Raw genomic sequence first — 25132 nt, 5'->3', positions numbered from 1 at the left:
GTTTTTTATTTCAGCTACTTGCTGTCGCAATTCTTGCCTGCTTCAAACCTGGCGCCACGATCCGGCACCAGCGTTTTTACTCTCTCGCCGCTGTCCGGGTTGGCCTCAAGCGTAAAGTGGCCGTCAACCGTGAGCAGGACCGGTTTGGTATCGCTTCCGCGCGCCGCCGCGTAATCCCGCTCCAGCTGAGCGTTATTCGCCACACTCACCTTTTTGCCGGTGGCACAGTCGGTGAAAATCGCGGCATCAGCCATATAGAAATACATCCCGCGCATTGCCATTGGCGTTGCGGGCAGCGCGGCGGTGACCGGCGCGAGCGTGTAGTTAAACTGCGACTCTATAGGGTTGCCCTGCATATCGAGCATCTCCAGCCCTTCGCCTTTGGCACGGAAATAGCGCTTTTCACCCGCTGTATCCGTCAGCACCAGCTTATCGGCGGTTCGCGCCCAGGTGCCGTAGCTGGCAAACGAAGAAGGCGCTTTAGCCCCCTGGTAGTGTTGGTTCATCACCCAGGTGCCGTCTTTTTCCAGAAACAGCGAGGTTTCGATACCTTCGCAATCGGCGCAGGGCAAGACGCCACGCCAGCTCTGCTGCATCGGTTTTAACGCCTCTGCCTGGGTTGGTTCCAGCGCCTGCATCTCTGCGCGGTTATGGCACCCCATCAGGACGAACAGCGTGCTTGCTGCCACTACTGAAAATATCGCTGTTTTCACTTTAAATTCCTTATCGTATCCCGACTGTCGCCCGTTAATCCTGAGAGCGCCGGACTTTGCCACGCAGCGCCTTAACGGACGATTTCTGTGATTTCGAAGCCAGACGACGCTCTTTCGAGGCGCGGGTCGGACGGGTGGCCCGACGGCTTTTTTGCACTGCCGTTAACTCCTGGATCACCGCCACCAACCGGGCCAGCGCCGCTTCACGGTTCATCTCCTGGCTGCGGTACTCCTGCGCCTTGATGATGATTACCCCTTCGCTGGTGATTAAATGATGACTGGCGGCGAGCAGGCGTTCTTTATAGTACTCTGGCAGGCTGGATGCCCGAATGTCAAAGCGCAGATGAATGGCCGTTGAGGTTTTATTCACATGCTGGCCGCCCGCTCCCTGCGCGCGGATTGCGGTGATCTCAACTTCGTTATCAGGAAGGGTGACAGTTCGGGACAGGACAATCATGAGCGGGACTGCCAGGCTTCAGGATGAATTTCCAGATTATTCTCAGCATCCGATAACCAGATGGCGCCATCCTGAATTGTCGCCTGCAGGATCATGGTTCGCCCGGCAAACGCGCTCAGCGCAGAAAGCTGTTCATCATTCATGTACCAGACCGACAGATTATTGAATTGCGCGCATTTATTCTTGTTCTGCTGCCACCAGATCTCCGCGGCGCGGCTGTTATAGGTGAAGAGCGCCACTTCGGCAGACTGGGTGCAGGCTTTCTTAATACGGCGCTCATCCGGCAGGCCAAGTTCGATCCACAGATCGATGCCCAGATGGTCATTGAGCAGCCAGGCTTCCGGCTCGTCTTCCGCACTCAATCCGCGGGTGAATTGCAGCCGCTCGTTGGCATACTTAATCCATGCCAGCAGACGCAGCATCATGCGCTCCTGCGTTTCTGATGGATGACGCGCCAGCGTCAGGGTCGCATCCAGAAACTGATTGCGGTCTAAATCCGCCACATTGACCGCGGCTTTGTAAATTGTCGCTTTAAGCGCCATGAGAGAACTCCTTTCGAATCAGGTGCGCATTGTAGCGAAAACTCCGCCAAAAGGCTGTTACAGGCTCGCGAATGTCTGCGACATCAACCTGCTGATATTGCTTAAATGAGTATGGTATAGTCACCTTGCTAAACCGGGTTTATGCTCGTAGGCTTAATTGTATCTCACAGTAAAGTCAGTGCGCTGGCAGGAGGGGATGTGAATAATTATTGTGAGTTAATTCGCAAACGGTATGCGGAAATTGCCAGCGGCGATCTGGGATACATCCCTGATGCGTTGGGCTGTGTGTTGAAAGTTCTGAATGAAATTGCGTCGGATGACACGCTTTCAGAATCGGTCAGAGAAAAGGCAGCCTATGCTGCTGCGAATTTACTGGTGAGCGATTATGTCAATGAATGAAACTTATCAACCCATCAATTGCGATGACTATGACAACCTCGAACTCGCCTGCCAGCATCATCTGGTTCTGACGCTGGCGTTAAAAGATGGCGAAGTCCTGAAGGCTAAAGCGAACGATCTGGTATCCCGTAAAAATGTGGAGTACCTGGTGGTCGAGGACGGCGGCGCAACGCGCGAACTCCGCCTCGATAAAATTGCCAGCTTCAGTCATCCCGAAATCGGCACCGTCGTGGTGAGCGAGTCCTGATCCTCTGTAACGGGCAGCCCGCTGTCCGTTATGCTTTCCACTCCAGCTGTATCCCCGTTTCCGTATCATCCGTCGCGCCTTCTCGCGTCACAAACACCCCCGCAGCCGCAATCAGCGTTTCACCGTAAAACAGCAGCGGTGTGGCATCCCGACGCCAGGGGGCGATATTCAGCTCCTGCCATATTTTTTTGATCTTACGTCCACCGTTGCGCCCGACAATGTGCAGCGTTCCGCTGGCGCGAAAGCGCACCGTCACGGGTTCACCGGGCTGGGGCAGACGCAGATTTCCCCCTGCCTTCAAATACAGTGCGCCCAGCCCTTCCGGCAGCAGCAGGGGCTTTTCCAGTGAGGGCCAGTCGATAACCCGATCGGCCAGCGAGGCATGGCTTTTCACCCACCACAGCTGCCCCTTAAAGCGCCGGATCTCTCCTTCACCGGAACGCAGTTGCGGTGCTGCGTCCTCCCGGGCAAGCGCCACCTCATCCCAGAGCCGGGTGAGCATGGCGCGAGACGGCATTAAGGCACCGTGCGTCGCCAGCCATCTTCGCAGCAGCGCCGCCCGACGTACCGCGCTCATCTGCTCCAATGGCGCGATAGCCAGCGCCCCGTCTTCGGAGACCAGTGACGACAGCTCGTCCGCCAGCAGCTCATCAAGCAGCTGCTCCTGCTCCGCGCACAGCGTGGCGCTGCGTGCCGTAGCCTGGGCAAAATGCGGCCAGCGCTGTGCCAGCAGAGGGACGACGCGCAGCCGCAGGAAATTGCGGTCATAGCTGTCGTCCTGGTTGCTTTCATCCTCTATCCAGCGAAGGCCCCAACGCCGCGCCTCGCCAAGAAGCGACTCGCGCGTCTCACCGAGCAAGGGGCGAATCTGTTCGGTCCCGGCAAAACGCGCCCGCGCGGGCATAGCCGACAGCCCTGCCGGACCGCTGCCGCGCTTTAGCGCCAGCAGAAAGGTTTCACATTGATCGTCCAGGTGTTGCGCCGTGACCAGTGCTTCGCCGGGCAGAAGCGCCTCGCGGAACGCAGCATAACGCGCCTTCCGCGCCTGCGCTTCCAGCCCCAGCCCCTCTTCCGCCAGCGTCACCCGCGTCACGATCAGCGGGATAGCCCATTCGCGACAGAGACTTTCGCAATGGGCGACCCAGCTGTCCGCATGCGGGCTCAGACCGTGATGAACATGAATAGCGCGCAGTTCGAGACCGGGATCCTGTTTACGCCAGCGCATCAGCTGATGCAACAACACCGTGGAATCCAGGCCACCGCTAAATCCCACCAGCAGTCGGCGGTACGGGTGGAGGGCTTGCTGAAGATCGGCTGTGGTCATCGTCGTTATTTATGCAGGAAGATGCCCGGCACGTTACCGGGCATTGCGCGGGGAGGCAAGCGTTACTGCTGGTACAGCTCCAACGGCAGGCCATCAGGATCGTTAAAGAAGGTGAAGCGTTTCCCGGTGAAGGGGTCGATACGAATGGCTTCACATTTTACGCCATGCGATTCGAGATGCTGCACGGCCTGGTCAATGTCATCCACGCTAAAGGCGAGGTGACGTAAACCGCAGGCTTCCGGCCGGGACGGGCGCGCCGGCGGGAAGGGGAACGAAAACAGCTCAATGACGTACTGGCCGTTCAGCGCCAGATCGCCCTTCCAGGAGTCGCGCTCTTCGCGGTAAAACTCACTCTGCAGGGTAAATCCCAGCGTATCGCAGTAAAACGCCTTACTCGCGGCGTAATTGGTGGCAATAATGGCAATATGGTGAACCTGCTTTAAGCCCAGCATAGTCTCTCCTTTTTAATGTGCCTGAACGTTATATCCGAACCCCCTTGCCGTGCAAGGGGTCACTGCGCTTTTAGGACCCGTACCCGGTAGATGCCATTTTCATCCCGTTTAGCACCGTGGATATCGGTTTCGAACCCTGGATAGTGACGACCAATCGAGCAGAGCATAAGCAGGAAATCGAGTACTGCCCTGCTCTTCTCGGTGATCATCTCCCCCGGCATCAGCAGCGGCACGCCCGGCGGATAAGGCAGGATCATGTTGGCTGAGATCCGCCCGACCAGATCCTCCAGATCGACCGTCTCCACTTCCCCTTTCACCTGGCGCTGCCAGGCATGGTGCGGAGTGAGCTTCATCTCCGGCAGAACGTCAAACGCCTGCAGCATCAGGCGCGGCAGGTCATGCTGGCGGATAAGCTTGTGGATCCCCTGGGCCAGATCCTGAATACGCATATTGCGGTAAAAGTCAGGATCCTCGGCATAGAGATCCGGCAGCATGTTCTTGACCCGCAGGTTCAGATCGTAGGCGCGCTTAAACTCCATCAGCCCGCGCAGCAAGCTCATCGCCCGGGTTTTATCGATACCGATACTGAACAGAAACAGCAGGTTATAGGGCCCGGTCTTCTCAACCACCACGCCGCGCTCATCCAGGAACTTCGCCACCAGCGCCGCCGGGATCCCCTCCTCGCTCATGACTCCCTGCTCGTCCATCCCCGGCGTAAGAATGGTAACTTTGACCGGATCGAGGAACATATGATCCGCATCGGCATCGCGGAAGCCATGCCAGCTTTCGCCAGGTGCAACCGGCCAGCATTCGGCTTCGTCGATATCGTCCGGCTGCCAGATATCGAAGAACCAGCCGTCGGCCTCATCTTTAAGGCGCTGGACCTCTTTACGAAAATGCAGGGCACGCTCAACGGAGCGGTTGATCAGACGCTTACCGGGATTACCGCGCAGCATCGCCGCCGCTGTTTCGATCGAGGCCACCAGCGGGTAGCTCGGCGAGGTGGTGGTGTGCATCATAAAGGCTTCGTTGAAGGTCTCTTCGTCGTATTCACCTTTAATGTGGATCAGCGAGGCCTGGGAAAACGCCGCCAGCATCTTGTGCGTCGACTGGGTTTCAAAGAACACTTTTCCCGGCACCCGATCGCCGCTCATCCCGCTCTTACCGGCATAGATCGGGTGGAAATTGGTATAGGGCACCCACGCCGAGTCAAAATGGATCGAGGGCACATCCAGGGTCTGCTTCACCCAGTTGGTGTTGTAGAGCAGGCCGTCGTAGGTGGAGTTGGTGATCACCGCGTGAACCGGCCAGCTTGCTCCCGGCACGGCCGCCACTTTGCTCTCAATCGCCGCATGGGAAAACTCACGGCGCGGGATCCCGCCCAGAATACCCAACGCATTACGGGTAGGAGACAGCCAGATCGGCACCACGTCGCTCATCATCAGCAGATGCGCCAGCGATTTATGGCAGTTGCGGTCAATCAGCAGGGTACTGCCGTCCGGGGCAGCGTACATGCCGACAATCTTGTTCGAAGTCGAGGTGCCGTTGGTCACCATATAGCTCTGCTCGGCACCAAAGGTGCGGGCGATGTACTCTTCGGCTTCAAGATGTGGCCCGGTATGATCCAGCAGCGATCCCAGCTCCGTCACCGAGATCGACACATCCGCCTTCAGCGTGTTCCCGCCAAAGAAATCATAGAACAGACAGCCGACCGGGCTTTTTTGATATGCCGTTCCCGCCATATGGCCTGGGGTGCAGAAAGTATATTTCCCCTCTTTCACATAGGTGAAAAGCGCCCGGGTAAACGGCGGGGTGATGGTATCAAGGTATTCCCCGGTGTATTGCTGAATGCGGGTAGCAATGTCGTCTGCCACGCCCAGCGAATATTCGAAGAACCACAGCGCCATCCGCAGATCGTGGGCGCTGACGTCCATCGTGGAGTGGGTATTGATAAAGGCGTACAGCGGCAAATATTCATTGAGTTGATTGATATCGCTGCACAGCTCGAGGTCGTATTCGTCCCAGTCGAAAATGACGCCGCAAATACGCGGGTTGTGTTCGATAAACTTCAGTAGATCGGCGCTGTTCTGCGGCCAGATGAGTTGAAACCCGCGCGACGATAACGCCTGCTCCAGCTCCTTGATGGGTTCGTCTTTATAAAAGACGCCGTGCGGCCCCATAATGGCAATGATGTTCACGGTTTACCTCCTTAAAAAACATTCACTAAGCATAGTTGAGGTAAACCGCAGGCATAAAAAAAGCCGCAACGATGTGCGGCTTTTCGGAGTATGACCTGACTCAGGCGTAACCGTAGCTCATCAGACGCTGGTAACGACGGTTAAGCAGATCTTCTTTGCTCAGTACGTCGAGGTCGGCGAGGTCGGCCAGCAGCTGTGCCTTCAGGGAAGCTGCCATCACTTCTGGCTTACGGTGCGCGCCACCCAGAGGTTCCGGGATAACGGTATCGATCAGCTTCAGCTCTTTCAGGCGTGGGGCGATAATCCCCATTGCTTCCGCAGCCAGCGGCGCTTTGTCGGCGCTTTTCCACAGAATGGATGCACAGCCTTCCGGGGAGATAACGGAATAGGTGCTGTACTGCAGCATATTCACTTTATCGCCCACGCCAATCGCCAGCGCACCACCGGAGCCACCTTCACCGATAACGGTGCAGATAACCGGCACGCTCAGGCGTGACATTTCGCGCAGGTTGCGGGCAATCGCTTCAGACTGGCCGCGCTCTTCTGCACCGACGCCCGGGTAAGCACCCGGGGTGTCGATAAAGGTGATGATCGGCATGTTGAAACGCTCGGCCATCTCCATCAGACGCAGGGCTTTACGGTAACCCTCCGGCGCTGGCATCCCGAAATTGCGGCGAATTTTTTCTTTGGTTTCGCGCCCTTTCTGGTGGCCAATAATCATCACCGGACGACCGTCGAGGCGTGCGATACCGCCAACGATAGCTTTATCGTCGGCATAGGCGCGATCGCCTGCCAGCTCGTCGAATTCATCGAACGCCAGGCGGACATAATCCAGGGTGTACGGACGCTGTGGATGGCGCGCCATCTGGGCAACCTGCCATGCGCCGAGATCGGCAAAGATTTTGCGCGTCAGTTCTACGCTCTTTTCACGCAGACGATGCACTTCTTCGTCGATGTTAATATCCAGTTTTTCATCCTGACGGCCAACGGCGGTCAGAGAATCGATTTTCGCTTCCAGCTCTGCAATCGGCTGTTCGAAATCAAGGAAATTCAGACTCATAGTATTCCTGTATTAGTCAAACTCCAGTTCCACCTGCTCCGAACCAATGAGGCCACGCAGATCGTTAAGTAAACGATCGCTCGGAGAGACACGCCACGACGCACCAAAGCGCAACCGTGCACGCGCATCCGCCCTCTGATAGTAGAGATGTACTGGAATGGTCCCCGAGCGGTGGGGTTCCAGAGACTGACGGAGTCGGTTTAAAAGCTGGTCATCAATTTGCCTGTCCGTCAGCGAGATAGCAAGCCCGCGAGCATATTTTTCCCGGGCTTCGTCAATGTCCATCACTTCGCGGGCGGTCATTTTAAGCCCCCCGCTGAAGTCATCAAAGCTGACCTGTCCGCTGACGATAAGTATGCGGTCTTTTTCCAGCAACTGCTGGTATTTATCCAGTGCGTCGGTGAATAACATCACCTCCAGCCGCCCGGAACGGTCATCCAGCGTACAGATGCCGATACGATTGCCGCGCTTGGTGACCATAACCCTCGCGGCAATGACGAGCCCCGCAGCCGTGGTAATCTTACCACGTTCTGTCGGATGCATGTCTTTCAGCCGGTAGCCTCCGACATAGCGCTCAATTTCTTTAAGATACTGGTTGATCGGGTGCCCGGTCAGGTAGAGGCCCAGCGTTTCACGCTCGCCGTCCAATACCGTCTGTTCCGGCCACGGCTGACAGCTGGCATAGGATTGTTCGATCTGCTCCGGCTCTTCGGCCAGCACGCCGAACATATCCGCCTGGCCAATGGCTTCGGCTTTCGAGTGCTGATCGGCAGCCTTCAGGGCGTCGGCCAGCGAGTTCATCAGCGCGGCGCGATGCGGCCCAAGGCGATCAAAGGCCCCGGACATGATCAGCTTTTCCAGCACCCGGCGGTTAAGCTTTTTGATATCGGTACGGGCGCAGAGGTCGAACAGCTCGCGGAAGTAACCGCCCTGGTTACGGGCTTCGATGATCGCTTCGATCGGACCTTCACCCACGCCTTTAATGGCGCCGATACCGTAAACAATCTCCCCGTCATCGTTAACGTGGAAATGGTACTGACCGGAGTTGATGTCCGGCGGCAGGATCTTCAGCCCCATGCGCCAGCACTCATCCACCAGACCCACCACCTTCTCGGTGTTGTCCATATCGGCGGTCATTACCGCGGCCATAAACTCTGCCGGGTAGTGTGCTTTCAGCCACAGCGTCTGATAGGAGACCAGCGCGTAGGCCGCGGAGTGGGACTTGTTAAACCCGTATCCGGCAAACTTCTCCACCAGATCGAAGATTTTTATTGCCAGTTCGCCATCAACGCCGTTTTTCCGCGCCCCTTCTTCAAAGGTGCCGCGCTGCTTGGCCATCTCTTCCGGCTTTTTCTTACCCATCGCACGACGCAGCATGTCCGCGCCGCCGAGGGTGTAGCCGGAGAGCACCTGGGCAATCTGCATGACCTGTTCCTGATACAGGATGATGCCGTAGGTGGGCTCCAGTACCGGTTTCAGGGATTCATGCTGCCACTGCACATCAGGATAAGAGAGCTCTTCGCGACCGTGCTTACGGTCGATAAAGTTATCTACCATCCCCGACTGCAGCGGGCCCGGACGGAACAGGGCCACCAGCGCGATCATATCCTCGAAGCAGTCAGGCTGCAGACGTTTGATCAGATCTTTCATGCCGCGGGATTCAAGCTGGAAGACCGCTGTGGTCTCCGAGCGCTGCAGCATGTCGAAGCTTTTCTTGTCATCCAGCGGGATCGCGGCGATATCAATCGGCTCCAGGCCCTGTTTGGCCCGGCGCGGGTTGATCATCTTCAGCGCCCAGTCGATGATGGTGAGCGTACGTAAGCCGAGGAAGTCGAACTTCACCAGGCCGGCGTATTCCACGTCGTTCTTATCGAACTGGGTGACCGGGTGCGAGCCGGTTTCGTCGCAGTACAGCGGCGCAAAGTCGGTAATTTTGGTCGGGGCAATAACCACCCCACCGGCGTGCTTACCGGCGTTACGGGTGACGCCTTCCAGCTTGCGCGCCATGTCGATCAGCGCTCTGACCTCTTCGTCAGCCTCGTAGATTTCCGGCAGCTGCGGTTCTGCTTCGAAGGCTTTCGCCAGGGTCATCCCTGGATCGGGCGGTATCAGCTTCGAGATGCGGTCAACAAAACCGTACGGATGCCCCAGCACGCGGCCTACGTCGCGGATAACCGCTTTTGCCGCCATGGTACCGAAGGTAATGATCTGCGATACCGCGTCACGGCCGTACATGTCCGCCACGTGTTCGATCACCTGGTCGCGTTTCTCCATGCAGAAGTCGACGTCGAAGTCGGGCATCGAGACACGTTCCGGGTTAAGGAAACGTTCAAACAGCAGGTCAAATTCCAGCGGATCGAGATCGGTAATTTTCAGCGCATAGGCCACCAGCGAGCCGGCACCCGAACCACGGCCCGGTCCAACCGGTACGCCGTTATCCTTCGACCACTGGATAAACTCCATGACGATCAGGAAGTAGCCGGGGAACCCCATCTGGTTAATAACCTGGAGTTCAATATCCAGACGTTCGTCATAGGCCGGGCGCTTCTCGGCGCGAACGGTCGGATCCGGGAAGAGGAATTCCAGACGCTCTTCCAGACCCTCTTTCGATTTCACAACCAGGAAGTCTTCGGTGGTCATGTCCCCGGTCGGGAACTGCGGCAGGAAGTACTCGCCCAGACGGACGGTGACGTTGCAGCGTTTGGCTATCTCTACGCTGTTTTCCAGCGCCTCCGGGATATCAGAAAACAGCTCGCACATCTCCTCTTCGCTGCGCATGTACTGCTGCGGCGAATAGTTGCGCGGACGTTTCGGATCGTCGAGGGTAAAACCGTCGTGGATAGCGACGCGAATTTCATGGGCATCAAAATCGTCGGCGTTGATAAAGCGCACATCGTTAGAGGCCACAACCGGCAGACCGTGCTCTTCTGCAAGGGCAACTGCGGCGTGCAGATAGCTCTCTTCATCAGGACGGCCGGTGCGGATCAGCTCCAGATAGAAGCGATCCGGGAAGTATTCTTTATAAAAATCGACGCACTGTTCTACCAGCGCGCTATTGCCACGCAGCAGGCATCGGCCAACGTCGCCCATGCGCCCGCCGGAGATCAGCAGCAGCCCTTCGTTCAGCTCCGCCAGCCATGCGCGATCGATCCACGGTCCCTGCGGACCGTAGCCGCGCTGATAGGCCCGGGAGATCAGCAGCGTCAGGTTCTGATAACCCGCGTTATTCATCGCCAGGACGGTGATCTGCGTCATTTCATCGGCGAGAAGCTCGCTCTGAACGTGAAAATCGGCACCAATCACCGGCTTCATACCGGCACCGTGCGCCGTTCCGTAGAACTTCACCAGACCGCACAGGTTGGTGAAGTCGGTGATCGCCAGGGCAGGCATGCCAAGCGCGGCCGCCTTTTTCACCAGCGGCCCGGTCTTCGCCAGCCCATCAATCATGGAATAGTCGCTGTGCACCCGCAGGTGTACGAAACGTGGTTCAGCCATCTTCAGATTCCGCGTTACTTATTGGCGTCTTGATTCAGGACATCAGTCCCAGTGCGCGTTTCACCGGTCCAAAACTGCGGCGGTGATGTTCAGTTGCGCCGTGTTCAGCCAGTCTTTCCAGATGGAAAGCGGTAGGATACCCCTTATGCTGGGCAAAGCCATACTGGGGAAAAGTGAGATCCAGCGCGGCCATTTCGGCATCGCGGGTGACCTTAGCAATGATCGAGGCGGCGCTGATTTCGGCTACCCGGCTGTCGCCTTTGACGACTGCCAGGGATGGCATCGGCAGCACAGGACAACGGTTTCCGTCGATCAGCACATACTCCGGCACCACGCTCAGCCCGGCCACCGCACGCTGCATCGCCAGCATGGTGGCATGCAGAATGTTCAGTTCGTCGATCTCATGCGGCTCCGCTCGCCCCAGACTCCAGGCCAGCGCTTTCTCTTTAATTTCATCGTATAACGCCAGGCGGCGCTTTTCGGATAATTTCTTCGAGTCATTCAGACCGATAATTGGACGGGCAGGATCGAGGATCACCGCGGCAGTGACAACGGCACCCACCAGCGGCCCACGCCCCACCTCATCCACACCCGCCACCAGATGGGTGTGAGGGTAAACAAATTCCATCATTGCGCTAACTCCAGCACCGCGTCAGCCGCCTGCTCATCGGCATTACAGCGGATTTGCTGATGCAGTTCCCGGAAGGTGTCATGCATTTCATGGCTGGTCTTGCCATCGGCCAGCAGCGGCAACAGCGCAGCGGCTAACGCCTGCGGCTGGCACTCATCCTGCAGCAGCTCTTTCACCAGCTCGCGTCGGGCGAGCAGGTTCGGCAGGGAAACGTAATCGGTTTTCACCAGACGTTTCGCCAGCCAGAAGGTGAACGGCTTCATGCGATAGCCCACCACCATCGGGCATTTCGCCAGCATGCACTCCAGCGCGGCGGTGCCCGATGCCAGTAGCGCGGCATCGCTGGCGACCATCGCCTCACGGCCTTTGCCATCCAGCAGATGAACATGCAGATCCGGGGCGACCTCCGCCTTAATGCGCTCGAACTGCTCCCGGCGTTTGGCATTTACCAGCGGCACGACCACTTCGAGATCAGGGTAGGTCTGACGCAGGATCTGTGCCGTTTTCAGGAAATCTGCGCTGAGCATTTCCACTTCTGCACCACGGCTCCCCGGCAGCAGGGCCAGACAGTGAACGTGATGGGGAATGCCGAGCACGTCGCGGGCCGCATTTTTATCGGGATCCAGCGGCATGGCATCGGCCATGGTGTGGCCGATAAAGCGGCACGGCACGTTGAATTTATCATAAAACGCTTTTTCGAAAGGCAGGAAGGCCAGCACCAGATTCGTCGATCTGCCTATTTTGAAAACGCGTTTCTGTCGCCACGCCCAGACGGACGGACTGACGTAATGGATGGTTTTGATTCCCTGCTTTTTAAGATTACCTTCGAGGGTAATATTGAAGTCAGGCGCATCAATGCCAACGAACACATCGGGCTTCAGTTCAGTAAAACGGCGCGTCAGATCGGCGCGGATGTGCAGTAAACGACGCAGTCGCCCCAGCACCTCGACAATGCCCATCACCGCCAGCTCTTCCATCTCGTACCAGGCTTCACAACCTTCAGCCTGCATCAATGGCCCAGCAACGCCGACAAAGCGCGCGTTGGGTACGCGCGCTTTGAGCGCTCGAATAAGACCTGCACCAAGAATATCGCCGGAGGTTTCTCCGGCGACAAGGGCGATCGTCAGCGGGCGACTATCAACCATTAACGAATCAGACCGCGAGTTGAGCGTGCGAAGAATTCCACGAACGCGTTCACCTCTGGATGCTGTTTCGCCAGTTCAGCGATTTCCGGCTTCGCCTCTTCCAGCGTTTTACCGTTACGGTACAGCTGTTTGTAGGCGTTACGGATAGCCATAATCGCTTCACGGCTGAAGCCGCGACGCTTCAGGCCTTCGATGTTGACGCCAAACGGCGTTGCATGGTTGCCCTGTGCAATCACATACGGCGGGACGTCCTGCGCCACGCCGGAGCAGCCGCCAACCATCACGTGCGCACCAATGATGCAGAACTGATGGACCGCGGTCATGCCGCCAATGATGGCATGATCGTCAACTGATACGTGTCCCGCCAGCGTTGCGTTGTTGGCGAGAATACAGCGGTTACCTACGGTACAGTCATGCGCAATATGCGCGTTGACCATAAACAGGTTGTCGCTGCCCACCTTCGTCAATTCACCACCCTGTACTGTGCCACGATGAATGGTGACGCTTTCGCGAATGCGGTTACGATCGCCAATTTCCACACGGGTCGGTTCGCCAGCATATTTCAGATCCTGGTTAACTTCGCCGATGGAGGCGAACTGATAGATCACGTTATCGCGGCCAATGGTCGTATGACCATTCACCACGACGTGAGATTTCAGTACGGTACCCTCACCAATTTCGACATCGGGTCCAACAATACAAAATGGACCAATGTGGACGTTAGCACCGATAACGGCACCCTCTTCCACAATGGCGGTTGGATGAATAAAGGCGGTTTTATCAATCACGTATCAGGCCTCCCGGCTACGCGCACACATCATGGTAGCTTCGCAAACAACTTTGCCGTCAACCAGAGCTACGCCTTTAAAGCGAGTCAGGCCACGACGCGTTTTTTCAAAAGTCACTTCCATGATCATCTGATCACCAGGCACAACCGGGCGCTTAAAGCGCGCTTCGTCGATACCCGCGAAGTAATACAGCTCACCCGGCTCCAGTTTACCAACGCTTTTAAACGCCAGAATACCGGTAGCCTGAGCCATCGCTTCCAGGATCAATACGCCCGGGAAGATAGGCTTCCCAGGGAAATGCCCCTGGAAGAATGGCTCGTTTACAGAAACATTTTTCACTGCGCGCAGAAAACGACCTTCTTCAAAATCCAGCACACGGTCTACCAGCAAAAACGGGTAGCGGTGCGGCAGAAGTTCTAAAATCTCTTCAATATGCAGAGTATGAGTGTCAGTAGTCAAAATACTCTTCCTGTCAAAATATCTGAATGGCAATAATAACACGGCCTGCCGGTTTATAAGAAAGCCGACAGGCCGGGAAGTGTGCGTTAAACGGGTGAACGCTTAGTTTTGTTGATCGATTTTGCGCTCAATGGCCTTGAGGCGCTTGCTCATATCATCAATATTCATCACCAGGGCAGCAGTTTTACGCCACGCCTTGTTAGGCTGCAACGGTATGCCTGAGGAGTAGACGCCCGGCTCGGTGATAGGACGCATAACCATGCCCATCCCTGTGACCGTGACTTTATCGCATATTTCCATATGCCCGTTAATGACGCTGGCACCGCCAATCATACAGTAACGGCCAATCTTCAGGCTGCCTGCCATAATAACGCCACCGGCAACCGCAGTATTGTCGCCAATCACAACGTTATGTGCAATCTGGCACTGGTTATCGATGATAACACCATTACCGATAATCGTGTCATCAAGCGCACCACGGTCAATGGTGGTGCATGCACCAATTTCGACGCGATCGCCGATGATCACCCGGCCCAGCTGCGGGATTTTCACCCAGTTACCACGATCGTTAGCATAGCCGAACCCATCCGCGCCAATGACGGTGCTGGACTGGATCAGGCAATGTTCGCCGATTTCGATCTCATGGTAAACGGAGACATTGGCCCACAGGCGAGAGCCTGCACCAATTTTTGTTTTTTTACCCACGAAGCAACCAGGGCCAATCACCACGTTATCGCCCAGCACGACGTCTGATTCGATAACCGCATTAGCCCCAATTGATACGTTGTTACCCAGCTGCGCCGTCGGATCAATCATCGCACTGGGTGCGATGTTCTGTGCCGGCTGCGGCGTGGTATCGAGAATTTGTGCCATACGGGCATACGTCAGGTAGGGATTCTTCACTACCAGCGCAGCACCTGCGGCAAACGGCAAATCGTCCTGCGTCAGTACGACAGCAGACGCCTGGCAAAGCGCCAGATGTTCACGGTACTTCGGGCTTACCATGAAGGTGATAGAGCCTGCTTTAGCAGACTGCATGGACGCAACAGCGGTGATGACGATATCGCCATCACCGTGTAATTCTGCATCCAACTGCTGAGCTAAATCAGCGAGTCGAATTGAAGGCATTACTTATTTAACCTGTTTCAGGACATCAGCGGTGATGTCTTTAACATCGCTGCTGTTGAATGCAACAGCGTTAGCATCAACAACCAGATCGATGCTCTGATCGGCAGCAACAGCTTTCACAGCGGACTGGATACGGGTAACCAGTTTGCCGCGCTCTTCGTTAGAACGACGTTGACGATCCTGCTCAAAAGCTTGCGCTTTCTGAGAGAAGGTCTGACGCTGAGCCATTACGTCTTTTTCCAGTTTGCTGCGGTCGCTCGCTTTCATGGTAGAACCATCGCGCTGCAGACGCTGCATTTTGGTTTGCAGATCTTTTTCCATACCCTGCAGTTCGCCGGCACGGCCTTTGAACTCGTTCTCCAGAGTTGCAGAAACACCTGTTTTCTGCGCAACCTGCTGGAACAAGTTACCCATATTGACGATTGCAATTTTGTCCGCTGCCTGAGCAGAAGTTGCCATCGCTAAACCGAGACCTGCAGCTAATAACCACTTTTTCACAATTAACTCCTTACCATCCCATTGGTACCCGAAGGTACCGTTCTTTGCGTGGCAAGGCGATCCTGCGATCGCCAGTTGTCAGCGCTACACTGCCAACGCATTCCTTTGCGGCGGGCAATTACCAGGTTTTACCAATGTTAAACTGGAACTGCTCCGCTTTGTCTCCCTCGTATTTCTTAAACGGCTGGGCGTAGGAGAAGACCAACGGCCCCAGCGGTGACATCCATTGTAGTGCGAGACCTGCAGACATACGAATATTGCTCGGATCGCTATAGTCCGGAATGCCTGCTGCTTTAGTCTCACTGGTGTTCTGCCAGTTAGTATCCCACACGGTACCTGCATCCAGGAAGAAGGAGGTACGTACGGAATTGGCATACTTATCGCTAATAAACGGCGTAGGCGTAATAAACTCCAGGCTGGCGACGCCCATGGCGTTACCACCGACCGCATCATCAGAGCTACAGACTTCGCTCGATGAAGCCTTATCACAGTTATCGTCGTCGTTTCCGCCGTAATAGGCCGCTTTCGGACCAATGTTATTAGACTGGAAGCCACGTACGGTACTTGAACCGCCCGCATAGAAGTTTTCATAGAATGGCAGCTCTTTGCCACCTAAGCCGTCGCCGTAACCCCAGCGCGTACGACCCAGAACCACCCATTTATGATCTTCGTCGATCGGGAAGTAGGACGCAGTATCAACAGTGACTTTGTAGAACTCATTATCAGAGCCCGGGACCGTGATTTTACCGTTCAGGTTGACACGCGAACCTTCGGTCGGGAAGAAACCACGGTCGAGGCGGTTGTACGTCCAGCCATAGTTAAAGGTGAAGTCATCTGCGGCAAAGCCGTTGTCACTGCCCGAGGTGCTGGCGGACTGTCCGATAGAGTCCAGATAACGCCACATCGCCACCTGCGGTTGCATGTTGGACAGGTCGTTATGCACATAACCTAAGCCAGCACGCAGGGTGTTGTATTCGTTGATCGGGAAGCCGAGCGTACCATCAACGCCGTAGCTCTTGTTGGTGTACGACGACAGGTCCGCATCATCCGCTTTAAAGTCGTTGTAGAAAATACGACCGCCCAGACTCACACCATCAACGGTGAAGTAAGGGTTAGTAACGGAGAGTTCAGAGTAAGTCTGGTAGTCGTTCTTGGTACCGTTGATACCCACAGAATAGCCGGTACCTAACCAGTTATCCTGCTGCACGCCCACCTGGAAGCTGATCCCGCTTTCCGTACCGTAACCGACACCAAAGTTGAAGCTACCGGTATTACGCTCTTTAACCTTGTAGACGACATCTACCTGATCCGGTCTACCTGGCACGCGCTGGGTGTCGGTATCGACGGTTTCGAAATAACCCAGACGGTTCAGACGCTCTTTACCCTGATCAACCAGATCGCTGCCCAGCCACGCCCCTTCCATCTGGCGCATTTCGCGACGCAGAACGGCATCTTTAGAGGTATCGTTGCCTTCAAAGCGGATCTTACGTACGTAGAAACGGTTACCCGCATCGACGTTAACGTGGAGCTTAACGGTTTTATCCGTGTCGTTGATTTCAGGCTGAGTCTGCACGCGCGGGTAAGCATAACCATAACGGCCGAGCAGCTTTTTAATGCCGTCTTCCATCTTGGTCACTTTCGCGCCGCTATACAGTTCACCCGGCTGCAGTTTGGTCAGGCTTTCGATCTCGGCAGAGTGACCCGCGAGGTTACCACTCACTTCCACCCCAGAAAGCTTGTACTGATCGCCTTCGGTAATGTTAACGGTGATGTAGATGCCTTTTTTATCTGGCGTCAGACTGACCTGCGTCGAGTCGATGTTGAAGCGCGCGTAGCCGCGGTCCAGATAGTAGCTGCGCAGGGTCTCGAGGTCGCCCGCCAGTTTCTGTTTCTGGTATTTACGATCGCCCACCACGTTCCACCACGGCACTTCATCGCGCAGCTGGAAGGTGGAGATCAGCTCATCGGTGCTGAACGCATGGTTACCGACGATGTTAATCTGCTGGATCTTCGCGGAAACGCCTTCCTGGAACACCAGCTTCAGATCGACACGGTTACGCGGCAGCGGAGTCACCACCGCTTTAACGCTCGCGCTGTATTTACCGACGCTGTAGTAGAAATCTTCCAGCCCTTTCTCGATATCTGAGAGGGTGGTGCGATCCAGAGATTCGCCGACACGGACGCCAGAGGCCTCAAGGTTTTGCTTGAGCATATCGTCTTTCACCGACTTGTTGCCGGAGAAGGTGATGCTGGCAATCGTTGGACGCTCTTTTACCTGAACCAGCAGCGTGTCACCATCGCGCAGAACGCGAACGTCCTCGAAGTTGCCGGTGGCAAACAGAGCGCGAATGGTATTACTAATATCTTCATCATTAACCGTGTCGCCTGGGCGCACTGGCATACTGAGGAGGGCCGCACCAACGGCGACACGCTGAAGGCCTTCGAAATGAATATCTTTCACTACGAACCCGTCAGCACCGTATACGGTCGCGCTGCTAAACAGCAGCGACGCTATGAGCAACTTTTTCATCGCCATCGTTATTATGCGTTCTTCCTAACACTCTCTTACAACCGAGAGAAATCATTGAAAAGTGCAAGCCCCATTAACAGCATCAGCAAAATCGAACCAATGCGATAACTAAAGTCTTGAACTCGCTCGGATACCGGCCCGCCTTTTAGCTTCTCAATCGCTAAAAACAGCAGATGACCCCCATCTAAAACAGGCAGTGGGAACAGGTTGATTATCCCGAGGTTCACGCTAATGAGCGCAAGAAACATGAGATAGTAAATCACCCCGAACTCTGCTGACATCCCAGCCCCCTGAGCGATCGAAATCGGCCCACTGAGGTTGTTCAGTTTTACGTCACCGGTAATCAATTTCCCCAGCATTTGCACGGTCAGTTTCATCAGTTGCCATGTTTTATCCGTGGCTTCAAGGATGGCGCTGAACGGCCCATACTGGCGTATTGTCTTGTACTCATCAGGCAGCGGGATCACTTTTGGCACCACGCCAGCAAATCCTTCTGCCTTTCCGCCACCCGGTTTGGTATCCGGGATAAGCGTTAAGGAGAGCGGACTCCCCTGCCTTTCTATCTCCAGCGCCAGCGGCGTACCTGGATTATCACGCACCAGAGTAACAAAGGTCATCCACTGCGTTAAAGGCTGACCATCGACTTTAACGATCCTGTCGCCCGCTTGCAAACCTGCTTTACGCGCTGCGGAATCAGACTGGACTTCGGCCAGCACCGGTTCAATCTGCGCGCCGCGTGGACGAATGCCTAACGCCGCAACGGGATCTTCTTTATCTGGCTCAAAGGTCCAGTTGCGTAAATTCAGAACTTTATCCTGACGCGTACTGGAACCGAAAGGCGATACGCTGACGGTGGTCTGCTCGTCGCCAATTTTGGCAACCAGTTGTAACCGCACGGCATCCCAATCAGGGGTTTCGATGCCATCAATCGCTTTAAGTTCCATGCCCGGATTAATTTGCGCGCTGGCCGCGATGGAGTTGGGCGTAATTTCACCAACAACCGGACGAACACCAGGGACACCGATGATAAACACCAGCCAGTAGGCAAAGATAGCGAAGATGAAGTTTGCCACCGGACCAGCAGCAATGATGGCGGCGCGCTGGCCGACGGTTTTGTTGTTGAACGCGTAGTGGCGCACTTCAGGCGCCAATGGCTCTACGCGCTCATCCAACATTTTGACGTAGCCGCCAAGTGGGATAAGGGCAATAACAAATTCTGTGCCGTGGCGGTCATTACGACGCCAGAGCGCTTTCCCAAAGCCAATTGAAAAGCGCTCTACCCGTACGCCACAGCGCCGAGCAACCCAGAAATGGCCAAATTCATGCACCGTGATAAGTACACCCAGTGCAACAATGAATGCCGCCAGATTCCAGAGAATGCTAAGCATAAAACCTTCCGTTAAATCGTCCCAAACACCAGCAAAAACAGGCAAGCAAACACGGGAACTGCCGCCGTCAGGCTGTCTATGCGATCCAGGATACCACCGTGCCCTGGAATAAGATTGCCACTGTCTTTGATCCCTGCTTCACGCTTAAACATACTTTCGGTCAAATCACCCAGCACGGAAGCCAACGCTGCGACAATTGAACAGACCAATAATGTTGCCGGTGCCACCTCAAGGTTGGCCCATACGCCATAACCCCAGGAGATAATCGCCGCCGTAAACAGGCCGCCGATAAAGCCCTGCCAGGTTTTGCCCGGAGAGACCTTAGGTGCCAGTTTATGTTTGCCAAACAGTTTACCAAACATATAGGCGCCAGAGTCAGCCCCCCAGACGAGAATCATGACATAAAGCAGCCATAACGCCCCGCTGTAAGGATTGTCGTCGTAGTGCCAGGTACGGAGGGCAAGCATTCCCCAGAAGAAAGGAACGATGGTGAATAGCCCAAAACAGAGGCGCAGTAATTTTGAATTACGCCATAGCGACGCCGAACCGGGATAGAAGAGCACCAGCAGCAGTGCTGCCAGCCACCATCCCAGCGAAAGCCAGAGCGAACCCGCTATTATCGGCTGATGAATATTGTGATGGTACTCTGGCAGCATAAAGAGCATCAGCGCCAGTATCAGGCCACATAGCACCGCCAGCCATACCCGCTGAGAACGCGAGGTAAAGCCGCTAAACTGCCCCCATTCCCATGCTGCAAGCATGCAAACGACCAGTGTGACAATAGCGAAGCCCACCGGTGGCAGTAAAAACAGCGCCGCGATGACAACAGGTATTAAAACAAACGCAGAAATCAGGCGATACTTCAGCAAAAGCTACCCCCATCAGGCGTTGTCGCCACCAGGCTCGGTACCACCGAAACGACGCTCTCGATTGGCAAAGGCATGCAGCGCACCTTCAAAGTCTTGTTCATCAAATTCGGGCCAAAGAACATCTGTAAAGTAAAGTTCGGCGTAGGCAATTTGCCACAGCAAAAAGTTACTGATGCGATGTTCTCCCCCTGTCCTAATTACTAAATCCACGGGTGTCAGTTCACTCATGCAGATTTGCTGACTCAGCGCCTCTTCATCAATCTGGTCCGGCTGTAATAGCCCTTCCTGAACTTGTTTAGCCAAATGCCGTACACCCTGGACAATATCCCAACGTCCGCCATAATTCGCCGCGATATTGAGCGTTAAGCCGGTGTTTTGCCCGGTTAACGCTTCCGCTTTACGAATGCGTTCCTGGAGACGTGAGTTAAAACGACTGGTATCGCCGATAATACGCAGGCGAACGTTGTGGCGGTGCAGGCTTTTTACTTCGCTGTCGAGCGCCCACACGAACAATTCCATCAACGCGCTAACTTCCTGCGCAGGTCGATTCCAGTTTTCACTGCTGAAAGCATAGAGCGTTAACGCGTCAATGCCGTTATTGGCGGCAAAAGAAACGGCGCGGCGCACAGATTTCGCCCCAGCTTTATGCCCAAAGGCTCGGATCTTCCCTTGTCTTTTCGCCCAGCGGCCATTGCCATCCATGATGATTGCTACATGACGACAGCCATGTGCTGGCAAGTTCTCGCTTATTGGTTGATTCGCAGACAACATAACGCGTTTTTGGTCCCTGAAAGGATTTAACGGTACTCAGGAATACTGAAGCCTTTACGTAAAAAAGCCGTGTCATACCACGGCTTACCTGACCACGTAACGTCAACTACCCGTAATCAGGTGGCGCAGACTATATCACTGAAGCCCAACGCTAACAAATAGCATGACCACACGCGGCTGGATTATCACCAGCTTGCGAGGTGCGTCACCGCTTTTTGCGCCGTGAGCCTGGCTTTTGCATCGACGGTCAGCACATCATCCACACTCTGCGGCTCGCGTAAATCTATTGCCTCAAGAACGGACAGGTTCAGCGCAGCGATATCCGTAAAGCGGATCCGCTGTTCAAGAAAGGCCGCGACAGCCACTTCGTTTGCCGCGTTGAGAGCGGTTGTCGCCGCTTGTCCCTGCTCGAATGCCTCCATCGCCAGCTTCAGGCATGGATAGCGCTGATAATCCGGCGCACTGAACGTTAGCGCACTTAATTTGCAGAAGTCGAGCGGCTTAACGCCGGAGACCACGCGGTTTGGCCACGCCATCGTATGGGCGATAGGCGTACGCATATCGGGCTCGCCTAACTGCGCCATCACGCTGCCATCCCGATAACGGACCATGGAGTGGATCACCGACTGCGGGTGGATCAACACTTCCATCTGCGCTGCCGAGGCGTTAAATAACCAGCGGGCTTCAATGTATTCCAGACCTTTATTCATCATGGTGGCAGAATCAACGGAGATTTTACGCCCCATCGACCAGTTCGGATGACGACAGGCCTGATCCGGGGTCATTGAGACCAGGTCAGACAACGGCGTATCTCGGAACGGGCCACCAGACCCGGTAAGCAGGATAGAAGAGACGCCATTCTGCTCCAGATCAGCGTACCCCAGGTTTTGCTGGAACGGTTGCGGTAAACTCTGAAAAATAGCGTTATGTTCGCTATCTACCGGCAAAAGACGCGCACCGCGCTGCTTCACCGCCTCCATAAACAGGCGTCCGCAGGTTACCAGCGACTCTTTATTGGCCAGCAGCACCGTTTTCCCGGCATCGATCGCTGCCAGCGTCGGCAGCAGGCCCGCAGCACCTACGATAGCCGCCATCACCTGGTCTACGTCATCCAGGGCTGCCATGTCGCAGGCGGCCTGCTGACCGCTTAATACCTCGGTCCGGCTGCCGTTCTCAATCAGCAACGCTTTTACCTGGCGAGCACTCTCCTCGTCGTCCATAACCGCATAGCGTGGCGAAAACTCAAGACACTGTTCAACCATCCGCTGAACGTTTTTCCCGGCGACCAGCACGGCCACGGTGTAGTGTTCAGGATTGTGGCGAACGACGTCGAGCGTGCTGCAACCGATGGAGCCGGTTGAGCCGAGGAGTGTTAATTGCTTCATGAATTATCCAGAAGTAGTGAAACCAGCAAAGCAAAACGCCGCCAGCAAAGCCCATCGGGCCTTCTGTACGGCGTTTTATCAGATTACGTCAGAAATCAGAACTGCATCAGTTCCGCTTCTTTTTCTGCCAGCGCCGCATCAAGTTTCTTGATAGCCGCATCGGTCAGTTTCTGCACGTCGTCCTGAGAACGGCGATCGTCATCTTCGCTGATCTCTTTGTCTTTCAGCAGTGCTTTCACTTTATCGTTCGCGTCACGGCGAACGTTACGCACGGCCACACGACCCTGCTCTGCTTCACCACGTACCACTTTGATCAGATCTTTACGACGCTCTTCGGTCAGCGCTGGCAGTGGAACACGGATATCCGTGCCTGCAGAGCTTGGGTTCAGACCCAGATCGGAGGCCATGATGGCTTTCTCAACGGCCGGGCCCATTGAACGATCGAAGACGTTGATCTTCAGCGTACGGGTATCTTCTACCGTCACCTGTGCCAGCTGACGCAGCGGGGTTGGCGTACCGTAGTATTCCACGACGATGCCATCCAGCAGGCTTGGAGAAGCACGGCCAGTACGGATTTTGCTGATTTGGGTTTTGAACGCTTCTACGCATTTGTCCATGCGTACTTCAGCATCTTTTCTGATGTCGTTAATCACGTTACGAATCCTTGGAAACTTGTCTCAGGCAGACTATCCACCAGCACATCGCTACAGGTGTGCTAAGTATAGTCGCGTTTAATTCATGACAACGCCAAAGGCGCGTCCAGGTAAGATATCACTACAAAGTAAAGCGGAATCTTACCTGTATTTATCGTCGACGGAAATTATTCCGTGATCAAAGTGCCTTCTTTTTCACCCATGACCACGCGACGCAGTGCGCCAGGTTTGTTCATGTTGAAGACACGGATCGGCAGTTTGTGGTCACGAGCCAGCGTGAAGGCGGCAAGATCCATTACTTTCAGCTCTTTATCCAGCACTTCGCTATAGGACAGCTGATCGTACATGGTCGCAGCAGGATCTTTTGCCGGATCGGCAGTAAACACGCCATCGACTTTGGTCGCTTTCAATACCACGTCGGCTTCGATCTCAATACCGCGCAGGCAGGCCGCGGAATCGGTAGTAAAGAACGGGTTACCCGTACCGGCGGAGAGGATCACCACGCGGTTGTTGCGCAGCAGGCTGATAGCTTCGGCCCAGCTGTAGTTATCACACACGCCATTCAACGGAATAGCGGACATCAGGCGTGCATTCACATAGGCACGATGCAGTGCATCACGCATAGCCAGGCCATTCATGACCGTTGCCAGCATACCCATGTGGTCGCCCACCACGCGATTCATGCCTGCTTTTGCCAGACCCGCGCCACGGAAAAGGTTACCACCGCCAATGACTACGCCAACCTGGATACCCAGTTCAACCAGTTCTTTGATTTCCTGCGCCATGCGGTCAAGGATGCTTGCGTCAATACCGAAGCCTTCCGACCCTTGCAGCGCTTCGCCACTCAGCTTAAGCAGAATGCGTTTGTAAACGGGTTTTGCATTGGTAGCCATATTTCTTTCCTGGGACTGTCAACGATTAAGATGGGGTTAATTCTGGCGACATGATATATCGCATCTCAACACAGACACTATAGGCATCTGGCTGATTTACACATAACGTACACAAAAAGAAGCCGCCCTCAGGCGGCTTCTTTTCGCTGATTAAGACTGCTTGGACATTGCAGCAACTTCTGCTGCGAAGTCAGTCTCAACTTTCTCGATGCCTTCGCCCACTTCGAAGCGGATGAAGCCAGTTACGTCAGCGTTGTGCTCTTTCAGCAGCTGAGCAACAGTTTTGCTTGGATCCATAACGAAAGGCTGGCCAGTCAGAGAAACTTCGCCGGTGAATTTCTTCATGCGGCCTTCAACCATTTTCTCTGCGATTTCTTTTGGCTTGCCAGACTGCATGGCGATGTCCAGCTGAACCTGGTACTCTTTTTCTACTACTTCAGCAGACACGTCTTCTGGCTTAACGAATTCTGGCTTGCTTGCAGCGATGTGCATTGCCAGCTGTTTAACCAGCTCTTCGTCAGCGCCTTTAGCCGCAACCAGAACACCGATACGCGCACCGTGCTGGTATGAACCCAGTACGTCGCCTTCCAGGGAAGAAACGCGACGGATGTTAATGTTCTCACCGATTTTAGCAACCAGGGCAACACGCTCTTCTTCGAACTGTGCTTTCAGAACTTCAACGTCAGTGATTTTGCCAGCAATAGCTGCGTCCAGAACTTTGTTAGCAAATGCCTGGAAACCGCCATCTTTAGCAACGAAGTCAGTCTGGCAGTTAACTTCCAGAATGATGCCGTAGGTGCCGTCGATCTTAGTGATGATCACGCCGTCAGCAGCAACGTTGCCTGCTTTTTTAGCTGCTTTGATCGCACCAGATTTACGCATGTTTTCGATTGCCAGCTCGATGTCGCCGTTCGCTTCAGTCAGCGCTTTTTTGCAATCCATCATGCCTGCGCCAGTACGTTCACGCAGCTCTTTTACCAGGGATGCGGTAATTTCAGCCATTCTTAAATCCTCGGGAGATGTGAACTGCCCGGCCAGAAGCCAAACAGTATAAATTGAAAAAAGGGGCCGATAATGGGCCCCTATTCATACACGGTACTAATAAGG

The 25132-nt window shown here is 55.0% G+C and carries 24 protein-coding genes; 2 read left to right on the top strand and 22 right to left on the bottom strand.

What is annotated here, in order from left to right; genetic code table 11:
- Positions 1-14: 14 nt before the first annotated feature.
- From nlpE to V7Q49_RS22940, 3 genes are read right to left on the bottom strand one after another with little or no spacing between them, the layout of a single operon-like run.
- Positions 15-713: an envelope stress response activation lipoprotein NlpE gene (gene nlpE / locus V7Q49_RS22950; protein ID WP_333855543.1), complete on the bottom strand. Its 699-nt coding sequence runs from the start codon at positions 711-713 to the stop codon at positions 15-17.
- Between the two features lie 34 nt (positions 714-747).
- Positions 748-1170, bottom strand: coding sequence for an alternative ribosome rescue aminoacyl-tRNA hydrolase ArfB (arfB, locus tag V7Q49_RS22945; RefSeq protein ID WP_333855541.1), 423 nt, complete (start codon positions 1168-1170; stop codon positions 748-750).
- Positions 1167-1712 (bottom strand): YaeQ family protein, encoded by a 546-nt coding sequence (locus V7Q49_RS22940; RefSeq protein ID WP_333855539.1) that lies wholly within the window; start codon positions 1710-1712, stop codon positions 1167-1169. Before V7Q49_RS22940 ends, arfB begins: the two co-directional genes overlap by 4 nt.
- A 198-nt stretch (positions 1713-1910) precedes the next feature.
- Here V7Q49_RS22940 and V7Q49_RS22935 point away from each other — a divergent pair, with 198 nt between their 5' ends.
- Positions 1911-2111, top strand: a complete 201-nt coding sequence (locus V7Q49_RS22935; protein ID WP_325932543.1) for a YaeP family protein — start codon at positions 1911-1913, stop codon at positions 2109-2111.
- A complete protein-coding gene (gene rof / locus V7Q49_RS22930) occupies positions 2098-2358 on the top strand; it encodes a Rho-binding antiterminator (protein ID WP_059308693.1) in 261 nt (86 codons plus the stop codon). The genes V7Q49_RS22935 and rof overlap by 14 nt, the downstream gene beginning before the upstream one ends.
- Before the next feature lie 28 nt (positions 2359-2386).
- On the opposite strand, the gene tilS is transcribed toward rof, so the two are convergent.
- The 19 genes from tilS to tsf all read right to left on the bottom strand — a co-directional run bounded on the left by tilS (position 2387) and on the right by tsf (position 25027).
- On the bottom strand, positions 2387-3682 hold the full coding sequence (tilS, locus tag V7Q49_RS22925) for a tRNA lysidine(34) synthetase TilS (RefSeq protein WP_333855535.1): 1296 nt from the start codon (positions 3680-3682) through the stop codon (positions 2387-2389).
- A 62-nt stretch (positions 3683-3744) separates the two neighbouring features.
- Positions 3745-4134, bottom strand: coding sequence for a VOC family protein (locus V7Q49_RS22920; RefSeq protein ID WP_333855533.1), 390 nt, complete (start codon positions 4132-4134; stop codon positions 3745-3747).
- A 59-nt stretch (positions 4135-4193) separates the two neighbouring features.
- Entirely contained in the window at positions 4194-6332 is a 2139-nt protein-coding gene (locus tag V7Q49_RS22915; protein WP_333855531.1) for a lysine decarboxylase LdcC, read from the bottom strand.
- 100 nt (positions 6333-6432) lie between these two features.
- Positions 6433-7392 (bottom strand): acetyl-CoA carboxylase carboxyl transferase subunit alpha, encoded by a 960-nt coding sequence (gene accA, locus V7Q49_RS22910; protein ID WP_106994311.1) that lies wholly within the window; start codon positions 7390-7392, stop codon positions 6433-6435.
- Positions 7393-7404: 12 nt separating this feature from the next.
- Positions 7405-10887 carry a DNA polymerase III subunit alpha gene (gene dnaE, locus V7Q49_RS22905; RefSeq protein WP_333855529.1) on the bottom strand — a complete coding sequence of 1161 codons (3483 nt, stop codon included), beginning with the start codon at positions 10885-10887 and terminating at the stop codon, positions 7405-7407.
- Positions 10888-10921: 34 nt separating this feature from the next.
- Positions 10922-11518, bottom strand: coding sequence for a ribonuclease HII (rnhB, locus tag V7Q49_RS22900; protein ID WP_333855527.1), 597 nt, complete (start codon positions 11516-11518; stop codon positions 10922-10924).
- On the bottom strand, positions 11515-12663 hold the full coding sequence (gene lpxB, locus V7Q49_RS22895; protein WP_285111167.1) for a lipid-A-disaccharide synthase: 1149 nt from the start codon (positions 12661-12663) through the stop codon (positions 11515-11517). Before lpxB ends, rnhB begins: the two co-directional genes overlap by 4 nt.
- Complete coding sequence (lpxA, locus tag V7Q49_RS22890) at positions 12663-13451, bottom strand: acyl-ACP--UDP-N-acetylglucosamine O-acyltransferase (protein ID WP_333855524.1); 789 nt, start codon at positions 13449-13451, stop codon at positions 12663-12665. Before lpxA ends, lpxB begins: the two co-directional genes overlap by 1 nt.
- A gap of 3 nt (positions 13452-13454) precedes the next feature.
- The gene (fabZ, locus tag V7Q49_RS22885) at positions 13455-13910 is read right to left on the bottom strand and encodes a 3-hydroxyacyl-ACP dehydratase FabZ (RefSeq protein WP_007373234.1); all 456 of its coding nucleotides are present in this window, start codon (positions 13908-13910) and stop codon (positions 13455-13457) included.
- Between the two features lie 102 nt (positions 13911-14012).
- Entirely contained in the window at positions 14013-15038 is a 1026-nt protein-coding gene (gene lpxD / locus V7Q49_RS22880; protein WP_333855522.1) for a UDP-3-O-(3-hydroxymyristoyl)glucosamine N-acyltransferase, read from the bottom strand.
- Between the two features lie 3 nt (positions 15039-15041).
- Entirely contained in the window at positions 15042-15536 is a 495-nt protein-coding gene (gene skp, locus V7Q49_RS22875; RefSeq protein WP_333855520.1) for a molecular chaperone Skp, read from the bottom strand.
- 118 nt (positions 15537-15654) lie between these two features.
- Positions 15655-18072: an outer membrane protein assembly factor BamA gene (gene bamA / locus V7Q49_RS22870; RefSeq protein WP_333855518.1), complete on the bottom strand. Its 2418-nt coding sequence runs from the start codon at positions 18070-18072 to the stop codon at positions 15655-15657.
- Positions 18073-18101: 29 nt separating this feature from the next.
- Entirely contained in the window at positions 18102-19454 is a 1353-nt protein-coding gene (rseP, locus tag V7Q49_RS22865; RefSeq protein WP_333855515.1) for a sigma E protease regulator RseP, read from the bottom strand.
- Between the two features lie 11 nt (positions 19455-19465).
- Positions 19466-20323, bottom strand: a complete 858-nt coding sequence (cdsA, locus tag V7Q49_RS22860) for a phosphatidate cytidylyltransferase (RefSeq protein WP_106994303.1) — start codon at positions 20321-20323, stop codon at positions 19466-19468.
- 12 nt (positions 20324-20335) lie between these two features.
- On the bottom strand, positions 20336-21094 hold the full coding sequence (gene ispU, locus V7Q49_RS22855; protein ID WP_333855512.1) for a (2E,6E)-farnesyl-diphosphate-specific ditrans,polycis-undecaprenyl-diphosphate synthase: 759 nt from the start codon (positions 21092-21094) through the stop codon (positions 20336-20338).
- 185 nt (positions 21095-21279) lie between these two features.
- Positions 21280-22479 (bottom strand): 1-deoxy-D-xylulose-5-phosphate reductoisomerase, encoded by a 1200-nt coding sequence (gene ispC / locus V7Q49_RS22850; protein ID WP_333855509.1) that lies wholly within the window; start codon positions 22477-22479, stop codon positions 21280-21282.
- 95 nt (positions 22480-22574) lie between these two features.
- Positions 22575-23132 (bottom strand): ribosome recycling factor, encoded by a 558-nt coding sequence (frr, locus tag V7Q49_RS22845; protein ID WP_032616614.1) that lies wholly within the window; start codon positions 23130-23132, stop codon positions 22575-22577.
- Between the two features lie 167 nt (positions 23133-23299).
- Positions 23300-24025 (bottom strand): UMP kinase, encoded by a 726-nt coding sequence (pyrH, locus tag V7Q49_RS22840; protein ID WP_166181630.1) that lies wholly within the window; start codon positions 24023-24025, stop codon positions 23300-23302.
- Between the two features lie 150 nt (positions 24026-24175).
- A complete protein-coding gene (tsf, locus tag V7Q49_RS22835) occupies positions 24176-25027 on the bottom strand; it encodes a translation elongation factor Ts (protein WP_039030310.1) in 852 nt (283 codons plus the stop codon).
- Positions 25028-25132: the final 105 nt, after the last annotated feature.

This window comes from Leclercia sp., assembly GCF_036780805.1.
GTDB lineage: Bacteria > Pseudomonadota > Gammaproteobacteria > Enterobacterales > Enterobacteriaceae > Enterobacter.
Note: the sequence above shows the minus strand (reverse complement) of the source record. Positions and strands in the feature narration are given on the sequence as shown.